We start from the raw sequence: 15,115 nt of genomic DNA, 5'->3' as shown, positions 1-15,115 counted from the left end.
CGGTTGAATTTCGATGGCGTACCAAGGAGACACGGAACCGTGACGGACATCGTCGACGAGCTGAAGTGGCGCGGGCTGTTCGCCCAGTCCACTGACGAGGACGCATTGCGCAAGGCTCTCGCGGACGGTCCCGTCACCTTCTATTGCGGCTTCGACCCGACCGCGGCCAGCCTGCACGTGGGGCACCTGGTGCAGGTGCTCACCATGCGGCGGCTCCAGCAGGCGGGGCTGAAGCCGCTGGCACTGGTCGGCGGGGCGACGGGCCAGATCGGCGACCCGCGGCCCACCGCGGAGCGGACGCTGAACGACCCGGAGACCATCGCGGCGTGGGTGCAGCGGCTGCGGGGGCAGATCGAGCCCTTCCTCACCTTCGAGGGCCCCAACGCCGCGACCATGGTGAACAACCTGGACTGGACCGCGGGCCTGTCCGCGATCGAGTTCCTGCGGGACATCGGGAAGCACTTCCGGGTCAACAAGATGCTCACCAAGGACTCGGTCGCCCGGCGGCTGGAGTCGCAGGAGGGCATCAGCTACACCGAGTTCAGCTACCAGCTGCTCCAGGGCATGGACTTCCTGGAGCTGTACCGCCGGCACGGGTGCACCCTCCAGCAGGGCGGCAGCGACCAGTGGGGCAACCTCACCGCGGGCATCGACCTGATCCACCGGCTGGAGCCGGGGGCGGTCGTGCACGCACTGGCGACGCCGCTGATGACGAAGGCGGACGGCACGAAGTTCGGCAAGTCCGAGAGCGGCGCCGTGTGGCTCGACCCGGAGATGACGACGCCGTACGCGTTCTACCAGTTCTGGCTGAACGTGGACGACCGGGACGTCTCCCGCTACCTGCGCATCCTCAGCTTCAAGAGCCGCGAGGAGCTGGAGGAGCTGGAGAAGCTGACCGAGGAGCGGCCGCAGGCCCGTTCGGCGCAGCGGGCGCTGGCCGAGGAGCTGACGACGCTGGTGCACGGCGGTGCGCAGTGCGCTGCCGTGATCGCGGCGTCGAAGGCGCTGTTCGGCCAGGGCGACCTGGCCGAACTGGACGAGGCGACGCTGAGCGCGGCCCTGTCCGAGGTGCCCCACGCCACCGTCGCCGAGCTGGGCCCGCTGGTGGACCTGCTGGTCGAGGTGGGGCTCGCGCCCAGCAAGTCGGGGGCGCGCCGCACGGTCAAGGAGGGCGGCGCCTACGTGAACAACGTGAAGGTCGCCGACGGCGAGATCGCGCCGGATGCCGGGGAGCTGCTGCACGGGCGCTGGCTGGTGCTGCGCCGCGGCAAGAAGAACCTGGCGGCCGTGGAGGTCAGCCCGGCGGGCTGATCCCTCCCGCCCCCTGGCGCTCAGCACGACGCCGCGGCCGGACACGCTTTCCTCGCGTGTCCGGCCGCGGCGCTTCGGTGGAGCGGTGGGGCGGTCAGGTTCTCTGACTGCGACCGCCCCGGATCTTCTGCCAGGCCATGTCACCGACGGCGACGACCGCCACGGCACCCGCGAGCTGGAGTACGTGACGGATCCAGTCGATGCCCTTGGTGTCCTCCACACCGATCCAGGCCGCCACGGCATTGCCGAGGATGCTGCCGAGGATGCCGAACACGGCCGTCAGCCAGAGCGGGATGTCCTGCTTGCCCGGCAGGATCGCTCGGGCGATGACGCCGAGCACCAACCCCACGATGATTGCCCACAACCAGCTCATTTTCGCCTCCTCGTACGGCGCGGAGTGCGCGTCCGCCCAGTCTCGGCCCGCCGTCCGGGCGTCCGCATGCCCGGTTGCGCCGTCCGGGGGACCCCGGATCTCACCCGTCGGGCGGGCCCCGGTCGCCTGCCCGGCGTATGCCGGGCGTACCGTGGATGCGGCCCGGTCCGTGAGCGTCCGGCGACGACATCTGGTGGTGGAGCATGCTGCGGAAGAACGCGGATTCGGAGGTCATCCGGATCACGGGCGCCCGTCAGGGGCTGACGGAGGACGTCCGCGGCCGGCAGCGGCGCTATGTGATCTCGATGTCGGTGCGCACGGTGTCGGTGGTGCTGGCCGCGGTGCTGTGGAACGTGGAGCGGCATGTGGCGATCGTCGCCCTCGTGCTCGGCGTCCTGCTGCCGTACGTGGCGGTGGTCATCGCCAACGCGGGCCGGGAGAACGCCACTTCGCTGCCGACGACGTTCGTGCCGATGCCGATGCGCCCGGCTCTGGAGGCGGCCCCGGCGGCCGGTTCGGCGGAGTCGGGGGACGCGCGGGGGGCGTCCGGCCGGGTCCCGCCGCCGCATGAGCCCGGCTGAGACCCCGCGGTGTGCGGAGGTCGGGAAAAGCTCAGATCAATCATGACGTTCGGTGCACCGCACCCCGGTGCCCGTGACATACTGCGAAAGCGCTCCGCATCCCCCGTCGGAGCGAAAGACCGACGCCGGGCAGCTCCCCCCGTGGCTGCCCGGCGTCGCCTTTTCTCCGGCAGGGGCTGCGTCGCGGACGCGTGGGCGGAACGGCGTCAGTGGACCGGCCGAGCAGCTGACTTGGCTCGCGGGCCCCTGATCTAGGCTGGGACCCGTGATCTTCCCCGAGACGTCCGCCGAGAGCCCCACCGGTGCCCCGCTCTGTTCGGCCAAGGGCTGCCGGGCCGCCGCCGTGTGGGTGCTGGCCTGGAACAACCCGAAGCTGCACACGCCCGAGCGGCGCAAGACCTGGCTGGCCTGCGAGGAGCACCGGGAGCACCTGTCCTCGTTCCTCGATGTACGGGGTTTCCTCAAGGACGTCGTGGCGCTGGAGGACTGGGCTCCCGGGCCCGGGAGCGAGGGCCCGCGCAACGCCTGAGCCCCGGCTGGCGGGGCGCCTGGGCGTCGGCTCGGGGAGACAGCCCGGGTACGAGCCCCCGGGACTCCTGAACATCGGCCCGAGCATCGGCTGGCGGCAGTCCCGGACGTCGGCCCGAGCGTCGGCTCGTAGCACTCCCAAGCGTCGGCCCGCGGCAGCCCCGAGCATCGGCCCGCGGGGCTCCCGGGCGTCAGCCGCCGATCGCCGACATCGGGCGGTCGGGCTGCAGGAAGGACGGGTCGTCCAGTCCGGAGCCCGCCTTCTTGCCCCACATCGCCGCCTGCCACAGCCGGGCGATCTCCTCGTCCGGCGCGTCCCCGCGCAGCGCGCCGCGCAGGTCCGTCTCCTCGCGGGCGAAGAGGCACGTGCGGACCTGGCCGTCGGCGGTGAGCCGCGTACGGTCGCAGGCCCGGCAGAACGGCCGGGTGACGGAGGCGATCACGCCCACGCGGTGGGGGCCGCCGTCGACGGCCCAGCGCTCGGCGGGGGCGGAGCCGCGGGACGCGTCGTCTTCGGGGGTGAGGGTGAAGCGGGTGCGCAGCGAGGCGAGGATGTCCCCGGCGGTGATCATGCCGTCCCGCTTCCAGCCGTGCTGGGCGTCCAGCGGCATCTGCTCGATGAAGCGGAGCTCGTAGTCGTGGGCCACGGCCCAGGCGAGCAGCTCGGGGGCCTCGTCGTCGTTGAGTCCCGGCATCAGCACGGAGTTGACCTTCACCGGGGTGAGCCCGGCCTCGTGGGCGGCCTCCAGGCCGTCCAGCACGTCCGTGTGGCGGTCACGACGGGTGAGGGTCTTGAAGACGTCGGGGCGCAGGGTGTCCAGCGAGACGTTGACCCGGTCGAGGCCCGCGGTCTTGAGGGCGGCGGCGGTCCGCTTGAGCCCGATGCCGTTGGTCGTGAGGGACATACGGGGGCGGGGGGTGAGCGCGGCGCACTGCTCGACGATGGAGACGAGGCCGGGGCGCAGCAGCGGCTCGCCGCCGGTGAAGCGGACCTCGGTGATGCCGAGCGAGGTGACGGCGATCCGGATCAGGCGCACGATCTCGTCGTCGGAGAGCAGCTCGCTCTTGCCGAGCCACTGAAGGCCCTCTTCCGGCATGCAGTAGGTGCAGCGCAGATTGCACTTGTCGGTGAGTGACACGCGTAGGTCGGTGGCGACCCTGTCGTAGGTGTCGATGAGCACGGTGGGTCCCTCCCCCGGGTGGTCCGCGGTGGCGCGGTCGCTCTTCTCGGTCTCCGGTACTTCCGAGCCTACGTGAGACATGTGACAACGGCGTGGCCCGTTTGCCACGAGGTGCGGCCGGGCCGCGTCGTAGGACTCTACGACGCGGCCCGGCCGCGGGTGGTGGGTGAAGGCCCGAAGGGCACCCGCCCCCGGTGTGACCAGGCGTGACCCGTGGGATGCCCCCGACGGGTCACCGGGGTGACCCGGTGAGGCCACGGGGTGCCCCGTAGTGGTCCGGGACACCCCGGTGCGGTCCGGGGCCGCGCTCAGTGGGCTCCGACGCCGGTGAGGGACTTGACCTCCAGTTCGGCGTACTTGTCGGTGTCGGCCTTCTCCTTGGAGACCAGCGAGCCGATCCAGCCGAGCAGGAAGCCGAGCGGGATCGAGATCAGGCCGGGGTTGTCCAGCGGGAACCAGGCGAAGTCGACGTCGGGGAACATCGAGCTGGGCTCGGAGGAGACGACGGGCGAGAACAGCACCAGCAGGACGGAGGAGGCGAGGCCTCCGTAGATGGACCACAGGGCGCCCTGGGTGGTGAAGCGCTTCCAGAAGAGGCTGTAGAGGATCGTCGGCAGATTGGCGGAGGCCGCGACCGCGAAGGCCAGGGCGACGAGTCCGGCGACGTTCAGGTCGCGGGCGAGCGCACCGAGCGCGATGGAGACGATGCCGATGGCGACGGTGGCCCAGCGCGCCGCGCGGACCTCCTCCTTCTCGGTGGCCTGCCCCTTGCGGATGACGTTGGCGTAGATGTCGTGCGCGAAGGACGAGGAGGAGGCGAGGGTGAGTCCGGCGACGACGGCCAGGATGGTGGCGAAGGCGACCGCCGAGATGACCGCGAGCAGGATGGCGCCGCCGGTGGACCCGGAGCCGCCGCCGATCTCCAGTGCGGCGAGGGGCGCCGCGGTGTTGCCCGCCTTGTTGGAGGCGATGATGTCGTCCGGCTTGAGGATCGCCGCGGCGCCGAAGCCGAGCACGATCGTCATCAGGTAGAAGGCGCCGATGATGCCGATCGCCCAGTTCACGGACTTACGGGCGGCCTTGGCGGTGGGCACGGTGTAGAAGCGGATCAGGATGTGCGGCAGGCCGGCGGTGCCGAGGACCAGGGCGATGCCGAGCGAGATGAAGTCCAGCTTCGAGACGCCGTCGGCACCGTACTTCAGGCCGGGCTCCAGGAAGGCGCCCCCCTTGCCGCTGTTGCTGGCGGCGGTGCCCAGCAGGTCGGAGATGTTGAAGTTGAACTTCAGCAGGATCAGGAAGGTGATGAGCAGGGTGCCCGCGATGAGCAGGACGGCCTTGACCATCTGGACCCAGGTGGTGCCCTTCATGCCGCCGACGGTGACGTAGAGGATCATGAGCACGCCGACCAGGGCGACGATGAGGATCTTCCCGGAGTCGCTGGTGATGCCGAGCAGCAGCGAGACGAGGACGCCCGCTCCGGCCATCTGGGCCAGCAGGTAGAAGATCGAGACGACGATCGTGGACGTGCCGGCGGCGGTGCGGACGGGGCGCTGGCGCATCCGGTAGGCGAGGACGTCGCCCATCGTGTAACGGCCTGAGTTGCGCAGCGGTTCGGCGACCAGGAGCAGGGCGACGAGCCAGGCGACGAGGAAGCCGATGGAGTACAGGAAGCCGTCGTACCCGAAGAGGGCGATGGCCCCGGCGATACCGAGGAAGGACGCGGCGGACATGTAGTCGCCGGAGACCGCGAGTCCGTTCTGGAATCCGGTGAACTGGCGGCCGCCCGCGTAGAAGTCGGAGGCGCTCTTGGTCTGGCGGCCGGCCCACACGGTGATGAAGAGCGTGGCGACGACGAACGCGGCGAACAGCGTGATGATCAGCGGCCGGTGCTCGCTCGCCCCCTCGGTGGCGGCGAGCTGGACGGTGGGATGGAGGGCGTGGGCGGCGCTCATGCGTCGGCCTCCATACGGGACTTGATCGCCTCGGCCTTGGGGTCGAGCTTGTCGGCCGCGTGCCGGGAGTACAGCCAGGCGATGAGGAAGGTGGTGGCGAACTGGGCGATCCCGAGCACGAGCGCCACGTTGATGTTGCCGACGACCTTGGTGGCCATGAATCCGCCCGCGTAGTTGCAGAGCAGGACGTAGAGCAGGTACCAGGTCACGAAGGCGATGGTCAGGGGGAAGGCGAAGGACCGGTGGGAGCGGCGCAGGTCGGCGAACTCCGGGCTCGACTGCACCGCGACGAACGCCTCGGTGGTGGGCTGGACAGGTCCGTTGGGCGATGGGCCCCCGGGGGGCGGTGCATCGGTAGCCACGGAATCTCCTCGCGACGCGGGTGCGGTGATCTGGGGGACGTGGGGTGTCACAGGAGGCCTCTCTGCCGGCGGGGGACGGTGATGTACCTCCTGGACAACGGCACGGAGGGCGCGACGAAGCGGTTCACGGTGTCTTTCGCCTTCTCGTTCGCCTTCCCGGGGGTGTCGCCGCAGGGCCGGTCGGCGGGGCGTCACCCGCTCACATTCGGCCGCATCGGTCACTCTTCGAACTCACTTGCCCGTAAACGTTGATGTGCCGGGATGATCAGCGATAGCTTCACTCGTCATGTACGCGACCGAACACGCCAGGTGTCCGGTCGTTCGGCACGGATGATGTGGAGAACCCATGGCTCATCTGGCATCGAGACGGACCCGCGCACTCGCGGTGCCTCTCGGACTCGCACTGACCGCCTCGATCGGCTTCCTGCCGACGGCGACGGCCGCGGCGGCGCCCACCGGCGAGCAGGCCGCCGTGAGCGTGCGGACCGACGGACCGAAGCTGTCGTACGTGGTCAACGTCCGGGGCGGCCACGGCACGGTGAAGAAGGTCAAGAAGGCGATCGCCAAGGCGGGCGGCACCGTCGTCATCACCTATGAGCAGATCGGCGTCATCGTCGTCCACTCGCAGAACCCGGCCTTCGGCGAAACGATCCGTCGCGCACGGGGCGTGGAGTCGGCGGGCGCCACCCGCACGAACCCGATCGTGCCCCAGGCCACGAAGGACGTCGGCTCGATAGCGGAGCCGCTCACCGCCGAGCAGGCGGCGGCCGCCGCCGCGGACGCGAAGGCCGGCGAGGACCCGCTGGAGCCGCTCCAGTGGTCGCTGCCCGCGATCAAGGCGGACAAGGCGCACCAGAAGTCGCTGGGCTCGAGGAAGGTGACGGTCGCCGTCATCGACACGGGCGTCGACGACACCCACCCGGACCTGGCCCCCAACTTCGACGAGCGCGCCTCGGCGAACTGCGTGTCGGGCGCTCCGGACACCACCGCCGGCTCCTGGCGTCCGGCGGCGGGCGAGAGCGACCACGGCACGCACGTCGCGGGCACCATCGCCGCCGCGAAGAACGGCTTCGGCGTCACCGGTGTCGCGCCGGGCGTGAAGGTGTCGGGCATCAAGGTGTCGAACCCGGACGGGTTCTTCTACACCGAGGCCGTCGTCTGCGGGTTCCTCTGGGCCGCCGATCACGGCGTCGAGGTGACCAACAACAGCTATTACACCGACCCGTGGCTGTTCAACTGCAAGAACGACGCCGACCAGGGCGCCCTGGTCGAGGCGCTCACCCGTGCCGTGAAGTACGCGGAGCGCAAGGGCACGGTGAACGTCGCGGCGGCGGGCAACTCCCGTCACGACCTGGCGGTCGACGCGATTGAGGACACGACCAGCCCGAACGACACCGAGCCGGTCACGCGGACGATCGACCCGAGCATCTGCCTGGACATCCCGACCATGCTGCCGGGCGTCGTGACGGTCTCCGCCACGGGCGCGAAGGGCCTGAAGTCCTCGTACTCGAACTACGGCAGGGGCGTCATCGACGTGGCGGCCCCGGGCGGCGACTCGACGGTCTACCAGACCCCGGACGCGCCCGCCGTCAGCGGCCTGATCCTCTCCACGCTGCCGGGCGGCAAGTTCGGCTACAAGGCGGGTACGTCGATGGCGTCCCCGCACGTCGCGGGCGTCGTGGCGCTGATCAAGTCGAAGCACCCCTACGCTTCGCCGGCCGCCGTCAAGGCGCTGCTGACGGTGGAGGCGGACGCGAAGGCGTGCGGCGAGCCGTACGACATCAACGGTGACGGCGTCATCGACGCGGTCTGCGAGGGCGGCAAGAACTACAACGGCTTCTACGGGGCCGGAGTGGTGGACGCGCTGGACGCGGTGCGCTGGTAGCAGCACACCGCGGTACGGCCGAGGGGCCGGGGGAGAACGTTCTCCCCCGGCCCCTCGGGCATTCCTCCGGGCTCACGCCCACGGCTTTCGCCGGTTCACGCCCTCGCAGGTCGCCGGTTCACGCCTTCGGCGTCCGCCGCGTGAGCACCCCGAAGGTCAGCAGGGCCTGTGCGGCGATGTAGGTGAGCATCACCCAGAAGTCGGGGGCGGGCGCCTGCGGCCACTCGGCGATGCCGGTGGCGATGAGGGCGTCGGAGAGCAGGAAGAGCCCGCCGCCGACCGCCGCGTACGTGCCGAACACGCCCGCCCGCCAGGCCATGGCGGTGAGCAGCAGGCTGTAGCCGGTGAGCGGGATCCGCAGGTCCGCCGGGAGGTCCGGCCAGATCAGCACGAGGAAGACGACGAGGACGACGGCGTACCCGGCCCCCGTGACCAGGCGCGCCGGGGACCGGGAACCTCCCGGGTCCCGGCCCTCCCCCCGCCCGAACAGCGTCAGGTAGCAGACGTGGCCGACGGCGAACGAGCCCATGCCGACGAGGAAGGCCAGGTCGTGATCGGCGAGCAGGAAGACGTCGCCGCCCCACCCGAACAGCAGGGCCGCGACGAGGAGCCGGGGTGCGCCGCGCAGCGCCGCGTACCCGGCGAGCAGCGGCATCAGCAGCGGCTTGGCGATCAGGTGGATGGTCCCGGCCCCGGCGATGAGCCCGGCCAGGTCGGCCGCGGCGACGAGAAGGAAGGTGAGGAGCACGGGGCGGGCGAAGCGCTCGGCTCGCCCGCCGGCCGCGGTGGCGTCGGAGCGGGCGGCGGTGGCGGTCACAGGGCGCGTTCCGGGGCGGTGGCCTGCGGCGAGGGCAGGCTCTCCGGCGTGGACGTGGCGGGTGCGAGGGTCGTGGTGACCGAGGCGGACGCGAGGGGCGTGGCCGCCGCGGTGTCCGTGGGCGCCGTGGCCGCCGCCTTCGCCTGTGGCGCCTCCGTCCTCGCCCGTCCCGCCTTCGCCGCCGGCTGCCAGCCCGGCCCGCGGAAGACCCGGCCGGCCCGCTCGCCCCAGGTGTCGGCGGCCCGGACGTCCCGGGCGATGGCGGCGTACTCGTGGGTCGCGACGCGCAGCGGGTTGTAGGTGGAGATGTTCTTGGTGAGCCCGTAGACGGGCCGCTCGGCCTCCTCCGCGAAGGAGCCGAACATCCGGTCCCAGATGATCAGGATGCCGCCGTAGTTGCGGTCCAGGTAGCCGCCCTGCGAGGCGTGGTGGACGCGGTGGTGGGAGGGCGTGTTGAGGACGTACTCGAAGGGGCGCGGGAGCTTGCCGACCCGCTCGGTGTGCACCCAGAACTGGTAGACGAGGTTGGCCGACTGGCAGAACGCGAGCGCCGCCGGGTGGACGCCGCAGGCGATCAGCGGCAGGTAGAACGGCCAGACGGTCGCGGACGTCCAGGGCTGGCGCAGCGCGGTGGTGAGGTTGAACTTCTCGCTGGAGTGGTGCACCACGTGGCAGGCCCACAGGATGCGGATCACGTGGTGGCCGCGGTGGGACCAGTAGTAGAAGAAGTCCTGGGCGAGGAGCATCAGCAGGACGGTCCACCACAGCACGGGCACCCGCAGCGGCGTCAGCTCGTAGACGCCCATGTAGATCGCCAGGATGGGGATCTTCCACAGCAGGTCGAAGCCCAGGCTGCCGAGCCCCATGGTGACGCTGGTGGCGGCGTCCCTGGTCTCGTATCCGGCCGCTTCCTCGTCCGGATGGAGGCGGTAGCTGACCATCTCGATCACGGTGAGCAGCACGAAGGCCGGTATTGACCACAGCACGACATCGGGCAGGTTCGGCTCCATGCGAGCACCGTAGAGCCGTCGGTCGGTGAGGGCTAGAGGTTGTTACCCACAAGTATGCGAGACCTGCTGTCAGCAGTCTTTGGCACCTTCTGCCAAGAACCCGCGTCGCGGGATCTGCGGGACACGGGCAGCCGAGAGAGAGGAACGCGCTTGTCCGACAGGGAGGTTGCCCCCTTCCCGACCGAACGCCTCGCACGTCGCCCCCGGCCCGCCCCCCGAAGGACCGCCGAATAGGGGACTGTCAGTCGCGGCCCGTATTCTCTGTGACCATGCTCGACGACCGCCAGACAGCCGCACCGTGGCCGACCGCCTACCCGCAGGGGTACGCGGTCGTCGACGTGGAGACCACCGGCCTCGCCCGCGACGACCGGATCATCTCCGCCGCCGTCTACCGGCTGGACGCCCTGGGCGACGTCGAGGACCACTGGTACACGCTGGTCAACCCGGAGCGCGACCCCGGGCCCGTCTGGATCCACGGACTGACGAGCGACGTGCTCGAAGGCGCGCCGCGCTTTCCCGAGGTGGCCGAGGAGTTGTCCGCCCGGCTCGCGGACCGGGTGCTCGTGGCGCACAACGCGGCGTTCGACTGGTCGATGATCGCCCGGGAGTACGCCCGGGCCTCGGTCGTCGCCCCGGTCGAGCAGAGGCTGTGCACGATCGCGCTGGCCAAGGAGCTGCGGCTGCCGCTGCCCAACCACAAGCTGGCCTCCCTCGCCGCGCACTTCGGGGTCGTCCAGCAGCAGGCCCACCACGCCCTGGACGACGCGCGGGTGCTGGCCGAGGCGTTCCGGCCGAGTCTGCACGCGGCGGCCCGGGGCGGGGTGCGGCTGCCGTTGCTGGAGTGCCGGCCGCTGACCGAGTGGTCCGACTCCCCCGTCACCCCGCGCGTCGGGTATCGGACCGCGCGGCAGCCGAACAGCTGGCGGCCCTCGCGCAAGCGGCCGGCCTGCCCGTATCCCAACCCGGGGCGGTACGAGAAGGAGAAGCCGCTCAAGCAGGGGATGCGGGTGGCCTTCTCCGGGGACACCTCGGTCGACCGGGAGCTGCTGGAGGACCGGGCGATCGAGGCCGGGCTCCATGTGGCGACGAGCGTGTCGCGGCTGACCAGTCTGCTGGTGACCAACGATCCGGACGCGGCCACCTCCAAGACGCAGAAGGCCAGGTCCTTCGGCACGCCGATCCTGGAGGAGAGCGCCTTCACCCATCTGCTGCGCGATGTGGCCCCCGCCGACCGGGCGGTCCTGCCGCAGCAGGCGTCCGCGCCGCCGGAGCCGACCGCGTCATCGGAGTGAACCGGGCACGACTCGCCCGGCAGCCGCTCGCCCGGGGCGGCCCGGCGTCCCACCCTGTGGCGCATGGCACGTTGTGAGGTTTGCGGAAACGACTACGGCATGTCCTTCGAGGTGCACGCACAGGGTGCGGTGCACGTCTTCGACTGCTTCTCCTGCGCCATCCACCGCATGGCGCCGATCTGCGAGCACTGCCGGGTCCAGGTGATCGGGCAGGGCGTCGAGGCCGACGGGCACTGGTACTGCGGCGCCCACTGCGCCCGCGCGGAAGGGAAGGCGGGCATCGTGGACAAAGTGTGATGGATCGCCTGATGGCCGGGCTTTCCCGGCAGTACCCCTGAGTGCCGCACCCCATGACCCCGGCTGTACGGTCATGGGGTGTACCGCTTCCTGTTGACCCGGCAGTGGGTGATCCTCACCCTGCTCGGTCTCGCGCTGATCCCGACGATGATCGAGCTGGGTTTCTGGCAGTTCCACAAGCACGAGCACCGGGTCGAGCAGAACGCGCTGATCTCGCGGAACCTCGACGCGCGGCCGGTCCCGGTCACCGACCTCACCTCCGCCGGGCACACCGTCCCCCGCACGGACTACTGGCGGACGGTCACCGCGACGGGCACCTTCGACACCGAGCACGAGGTGGTCGTCCGCCGCCGGACCTCGGACGACGACCGCATCGGCGTACACGTCCTCACCCCGCTGGACCTCAAGGACGGCGGCACCGTCCTGGTCAACCGGGGCTGGGTCCCGGCCGCGCCGAACCAGACCGCCTTCCCCGACGTGCCGCCCGCGCCCCGGGGAGAAGTGACCGTCACCGGACGTCTCAAGGCGGACGAGACGACCGGCAGCAGCGGCATCAAGGACCTGGCGGGGCTGCCGGACCGGCAGGTGATGCTGATCAACAGCGAGCAGCAGTCCCAGCTGCTGTCCCGGCAGGTTCTCGGCGGATACATCGAGCAGACCGGGCCCACGCCGCCGGGTGAGCTGCCCGAACGGATCGCCCGCCCCGACGACAGCTCGATCGGCCCGCACATGGCCTACGCCGTCCAGTGGTGGCTGTTCGTCGCGGCCGTCCCGGTCGGCTGGATCGTTCTCGTACGCCGCGAGAGGCGCGACCGCGAGCAGGCCGCGGCCGGGAAGGCGACGGCGGACGCCCCCGGGCAGCCCGAACCGGCGAGCGCCTGAGACATGCTCCACACCCGTCGGGGCACGCGGGCTGGTTGACGGAGGCCCGGTTCGGGAAAACGCCAGGCGTGACCCCACGTATCGAGGACTACGCCCTGATCGGCGATCTCCAGACCGCCGCGCTCATCGGCAGGAACGGTTCCGTCGACTGGCTCTGCCTGCCCCGCTTCGATTCCGGCGCCTGCTTCGCCGCCCTGCTCGGCACCGAGGAGAACGGCCACTGGCGCATCGCGCCCCGGGGAGCGGGCCCCTCGGACACCTGTACCCGGCGCGCCTACGTCAAGGACTCGCTGGTCCTGGAGACGTACTGGCAGACGCGGACCGGCACGGTGAAGGTCATCGACTTCATGCCGCAGCGCGACAAGGCGCCGGACCTGATGCGGATCGTCGAGGGCGTCAGCGGCACCGTCGACATGAGCTCGGTGCTGCGCCTGCGCTTCGACTTCGGTTCCGTGGTGCCCTGGGTCCGCAAGTCCGACGATCACCGGGTCGCCATCGCCGGGCCCGACTCCGTGTGGCTGCGCAGCGAGCCGCCCGTGAAGACGTGGGGCCAGCAGTTCAGCACCTGCTCCTCGTTCACCGTCACCGAGGGCGAGAGCGTGGCGTTCGTGCTGACCTGGCACCCCTCGCACTCGCCGCGCCCGAAGCTGGTCGACCCGCACAAGGCGCTGAAGCACACCCTGCACGACTGGGCGAAGTGGACCGCGCGGTGCACCTACGAGGGGCCCTATCGCGAGGCCGTACTGCGTTCGCTGATCACGCTCAAGGCGCTGACGTACGCCCCGACCGGCGGCATCGTGGCGGCCCCGACCACGTCGCTGCCGGAGGAGATCGGCGGCGTACGGAACTGGGACTACCGCTTCTGCTGGCTGCGGGACGCCACACTGACCCTCGGGGCGATGGTCTCGGCCGGCTATCTGGAGGAGGCGGCGGCCTGGCGGGACTGGCTGCTGCGGGCCGTCGCGGGGGACCCGGCCGACCTCCAGATCATGTACGGGCTGGCGGGCGAGCGCCGGCTGCCCGAGGTGGAGCTTCCCTGGCTCGCCGGGTACGACCAGTCCCGTCCGGTGCGGACCGGGAACGCGGCCGTGCGGCAACGTCAGCTCGATGTGTACGGCGAGGTCATCGACGCGCTCCGGCTCGCCCGCGTCGCCGGGCTCGACGACAAGCCGCACGCCTGGAACCTCCAGCTCAGCCTGCTCGGCTTCCTGGAGTCGACCTGGCGCGAGCCGGACGAGGGGCTGTGGGAGATCCGCGGCGCGCGGCGGCACTTCGTGCACTCCAAGGTGATGGCCTGGGTCGCCGCCGACCGGGCGGTCCGCTCGCTGGAGGAGAACCCGGAGCTGCCGGGCGACGCGGACCGGTGGCGGGCGATGCGGGACGCCGTGCACGCCGAGGTCTGCGCGAAGGGGTACGACCCCAAGCGGAACACCTTCACCCAGTCCTACGGGTCGCGGGAGCTGGACGCCGCGACGCTGCTCATCGTGCGGACCGGTTTCCTGCCGCCGGACGACCCCCGGGTGATCGGCACGGTCGAGGCGGTCCGCGACGAGCTGGGCAGCGACGGGCTGGTCCGCCGCTACAGCACGGACGGCGGTTCGGTGGACGGGCTGCCGGGCGACGAGGGAGCGTTCCTCGCCTGCTCGTTCTGGCTGGTGGACGCGTTGCAGCGGATCGGCAGAACGGACGAGGCGCGGGAGCTGTTCGAGCACCTGCTCCAGCTGCGCAACGACATGGGGCTGCTGGCGGAGGAGTACGACGTGGCGGCGGGACGGCAGCTCGGCAACTTCCCGCAGGCCTTCAGCCATATCGGACTGGTGAACTCGGCTGTCGACCTCGGCGGGGACGACCCGGCAGGATAGGGCCATGGATCTTGGATTGAAGGACCGCGTCTACATCGTCACCGGAGCGACCCGGGGCCTCGGCAACGCCACGGCACGGGCGCTGGCCGCCGACGGCGCGAAGGTGATCATCACCGGCCGGGACGAGCAGTCCGTCGAGGAGGCCGCCGCCGAGCTGGGCGGGGACGTGCTGGGGATCGCCGCGGACAACGCCGACCCGAGCGCCGCCCAGCGCCTGGTGGACACGGCGCGGGAACGCTTCGGGCGGCTCGACGGCATCCTCGTCAGCGTCGGCGGGCCCGCCCCCGGCTTCCTGGCGGACAACACGGACGACCAGTGGCAGACGGCGTTCGAGACGGTGTTCCTGGGCGCGGTACGGCTGGCCCGGACGGCCGCGGCCGCGCTCGGTGAGGGCGGGGTGATCGGCTTCGTGCTCTCCGGTTCGGTCCACGAGCCGATCGCGGGGCTGACCATCTCCAACGGGCTGCGTCCCGGCCTCGCCGGCTTCGCCAAGTCGCTCGCCGACGAGCTGGGCCCGCGCGGTATCCGGGTGGTGGGCGTGCTGCCCGCCCGGATCGACACCGACCGGGTCCGCGAGCTGGACGCGCTGTCCGGCGACGCGGAGGCCGCCCGCACGGCGAACGAGGCACGGATCCCGCTGCGGCGCTACGGGACGCCCGAGGAGTTCGGGAAGACCGCGGCCTTCCTGCTCTCCCCCGCCGCCTCCTATCTGACGGGCATCATGGTCCCCGTCGACGGCGGATTCCGGCACGGCTTCTGACCGCCGGGACTCCCGGCCGTAC

Annotated in this window: 15 protein-coding genes; 9 read left to right on the top strand and 6 right to left on the bottom strand. The window is 71.1% G+C overall.

Translation table 11 applies throughout. From position 1 onward, the window contains the following. Positions 1-39 precede the first annotated feature (39 nt). Complete coding sequence (gene tyrS, locus KME66_RS27770) at positions 40-1,311, top strand: tyrosine--tRNA ligase (RefSeq protein ID WP_073217242.1); 1,272 nt, start codon at positions 40-42, stop codon at positions 1,309-1,311. A 94-nt stretch (positions 1,312-1,405) separates the two neighbouring features. On the opposite strand, the gene KME66_RS27765 is transcribed toward tyrS, so the two are convergent. Beyond that, the gene (locus KME66_RS27765) at positions 1,406-1,684 is read right to left on the bottom strand and encodes a GlsB/YeaQ/YmgE family stress response membrane protein (RefSeq protein ID WP_073217244.1); all 279 of its coding nucleotides are present in this window, start codon (positions 1,682-1,684) and stop codon (positions 1,406-1,408) included. 203 nt (positions 1,685-1,887) lie between these two features. Between KME66_RS27765 and KME66_RS27760 the strand changes: the two genes are divergently transcribed. Together KME66_RS27760 and KME66_RS27755 are read left to right on the top strand one after the other, a co-directional pair. Further along, a complete protein-coding gene (locus KME66_RS27760) occupies positions 1,888-2,265 on the top strand; it encodes a DUF3099 domain-containing protein (protein WP_073217247.1) in 378 nt (125 codons plus the stop codon). A 265-nt stretch (positions 2,266-2,530) separates the two neighbouring features. Next, a complete protein-coding gene (locus KME66_RS27755) occupies positions 2,531-2,794 on the top strand; it encodes a hypothetical protein (RefSeq protein WP_216327188.1) in 264 nt (87 codons plus the stop codon). A 190-nt stretch (positions 2,795-2,984) separates the two neighbouring features. Here the strand turns inward: KME66_RS27755 and moaA are convergent, their stop codons facing one another. The 3 genes from moaA to KME66_RS27740 all read right to left on the bottom strand — a co-directional run bounded on the left by moaA (position 2,985) and on the right by KME66_RS27740 (position 6,288). Then, positions 2,985-3,974 carry a GTP 3',8-cyclase MoaA gene (gene moaA, locus KME66_RS27750; RefSeq protein ID WP_216329652.1) on the bottom strand — a complete coding sequence of 330 codons (990 nt, stop codon included), beginning with the start codon at positions 3,972-3,974 and terminating at the stop codon, positions 2,985-2,987. Positions 3,975-4,282: 308 nt separating this feature from the next. Beyond that, on the bottom strand, positions 4,283-5,926 hold the full coding sequence (locus KME66_RS27745) for a cation acetate symporter (RefSeq protein WP_216327185.1): 1,644 nt from the start codon (positions 5,924-5,926) through the stop codon (positions 4,283-4,285). After that, the gene (locus KME66_RS27740) at positions 5,923-6,288 is read right to left on the bottom strand and encodes a DUF485 domain-containing protein (protein ID WP_216327182.1); all 366 of its coding nucleotides are present in this window, start codon (positions 6,286-6,288) and stop codon (positions 5,923-5,925) included. Before KME66_RS27740 ends, KME66_RS27745 begins: the two co-directional genes overlap by 4 nt. A 346-nt stretch (positions 6,289-6,634) precedes the next feature. Here KME66_RS27740 and KME66_RS27735 point away from each other — a divergent pair, with 346 nt between their 5' ends. Next, positions 6,635-8,173 carry a S8 family serine peptidase gene (locus KME66_RS27735; protein WP_216327179.1) on the top strand — a complete coding sequence of 513 codons (1,539 nt, stop codon included), beginning with the start codon at positions 6,635-6,637 and terminating at the stop codon, positions 8,171-8,173. A gap of 118 nt (positions 8,174-8,291) precedes the next feature. Here KME66_RS27735 and KME66_RS27730 read toward each other — a convergent pair whose 3' ends face one another. Continuing rightward, the gene (locus KME66_RS27730) at positions 8,292-8,990 is read right to left on the bottom strand and encodes a lysoplasmalogenase (RefSeq protein WP_216327176.1); all 699 of its coding nucleotides are present in this window, start codon (positions 8,988-8,990) and stop codon (positions 8,292-8,294) included. Further along, positions 8,987-10,000 carry a sterol desaturase family protein gene (locus tag KME66_RS27725; RefSeq protein ID WP_216327173.1) on the bottom strand — a complete coding sequence of 338 codons (1,014 nt, stop codon included), beginning with the start codon at positions 9,998-10,000 and terminating at the stop codon, positions 8,987-8,989. The genes KME66_RS27730 and KME66_RS27725 overlap by 4 nt, the downstream gene beginning before the upstream one ends. 263 nt (positions 10,001-10,263) lie before the next feature. On the opposite strand from KME66_RS27725, the gene KME66_RS27720 reads away from it, so the two are divergent. From KME66_RS27720 to KME66_RS27700, 5 genes are all read left to right on the top strand, one after another. Next, positions 10,264-11,292, top strand: a complete 1,029-nt coding sequence (locus tag KME66_RS27720; RefSeq protein WP_073217268.1) for a DEDDh family exonuclease — start codon at positions 10,264-10,266, stop codon at positions 11,290-11,292. Positions 11,293-11,355: 63 nt separating this feature from the next. Beyond that, the gene (locus tag KME66_RS27715; RefSeq protein ID WP_006123591.1) at positions 11,356-11,589 is read left to right on the top strand and encodes a hypothetical protein; all 234 of its coding nucleotides are present in this window, start codon (positions 11,356-11,358) and stop codon (positions 11,587-11,589) included. Positions 11,590-11,667: 78 nt separating this feature from the next. Then, entirely contained in the window at positions 11,668-12,471 is an 804-nt protein-coding gene (locus tag KME66_RS27710; RefSeq protein WP_073217270.1) for an SURF1 family protein, read from the top strand. A gap of 68 nt (positions 12,472-12,539) precedes the next feature. Further along, positions 12,540-14,333, top strand: coding sequence for a glycoside hydrolase family 15 protein (locus KME66_RS27705; RefSeq protein WP_216327170.1), 1,794 nt, complete (start codon positions 12,540-12,542; stop codon positions 14,331-14,333). A gap of 4 nt (positions 14,334-14,337) precedes the next feature. Beyond that, entirely contained in the window at positions 14,338-15,093 is a 756-nt protein-coding gene (locus KME66_RS27700; RefSeq protein ID WP_216327167.1) for an SDR family oxidoreductase, read from the top strand. Positions 15,094-15,115 lie beyond the last annotated feature (22 nt).

This window comes from Streptomyces sp. YPW6, assembly GCF_018866325.1.
In the GTDB taxonomy this organism is placed as follows: Bacteria; Actinomycetota; Actinomycetes; order Streptomycetales; family Streptomycetaceae; genus Streptomyces.
The sequence above is the reverse complement of the archived record's forward strand: the minus strand, read 5'-3'. Positions and strand labels throughout refer to the sequence as shown.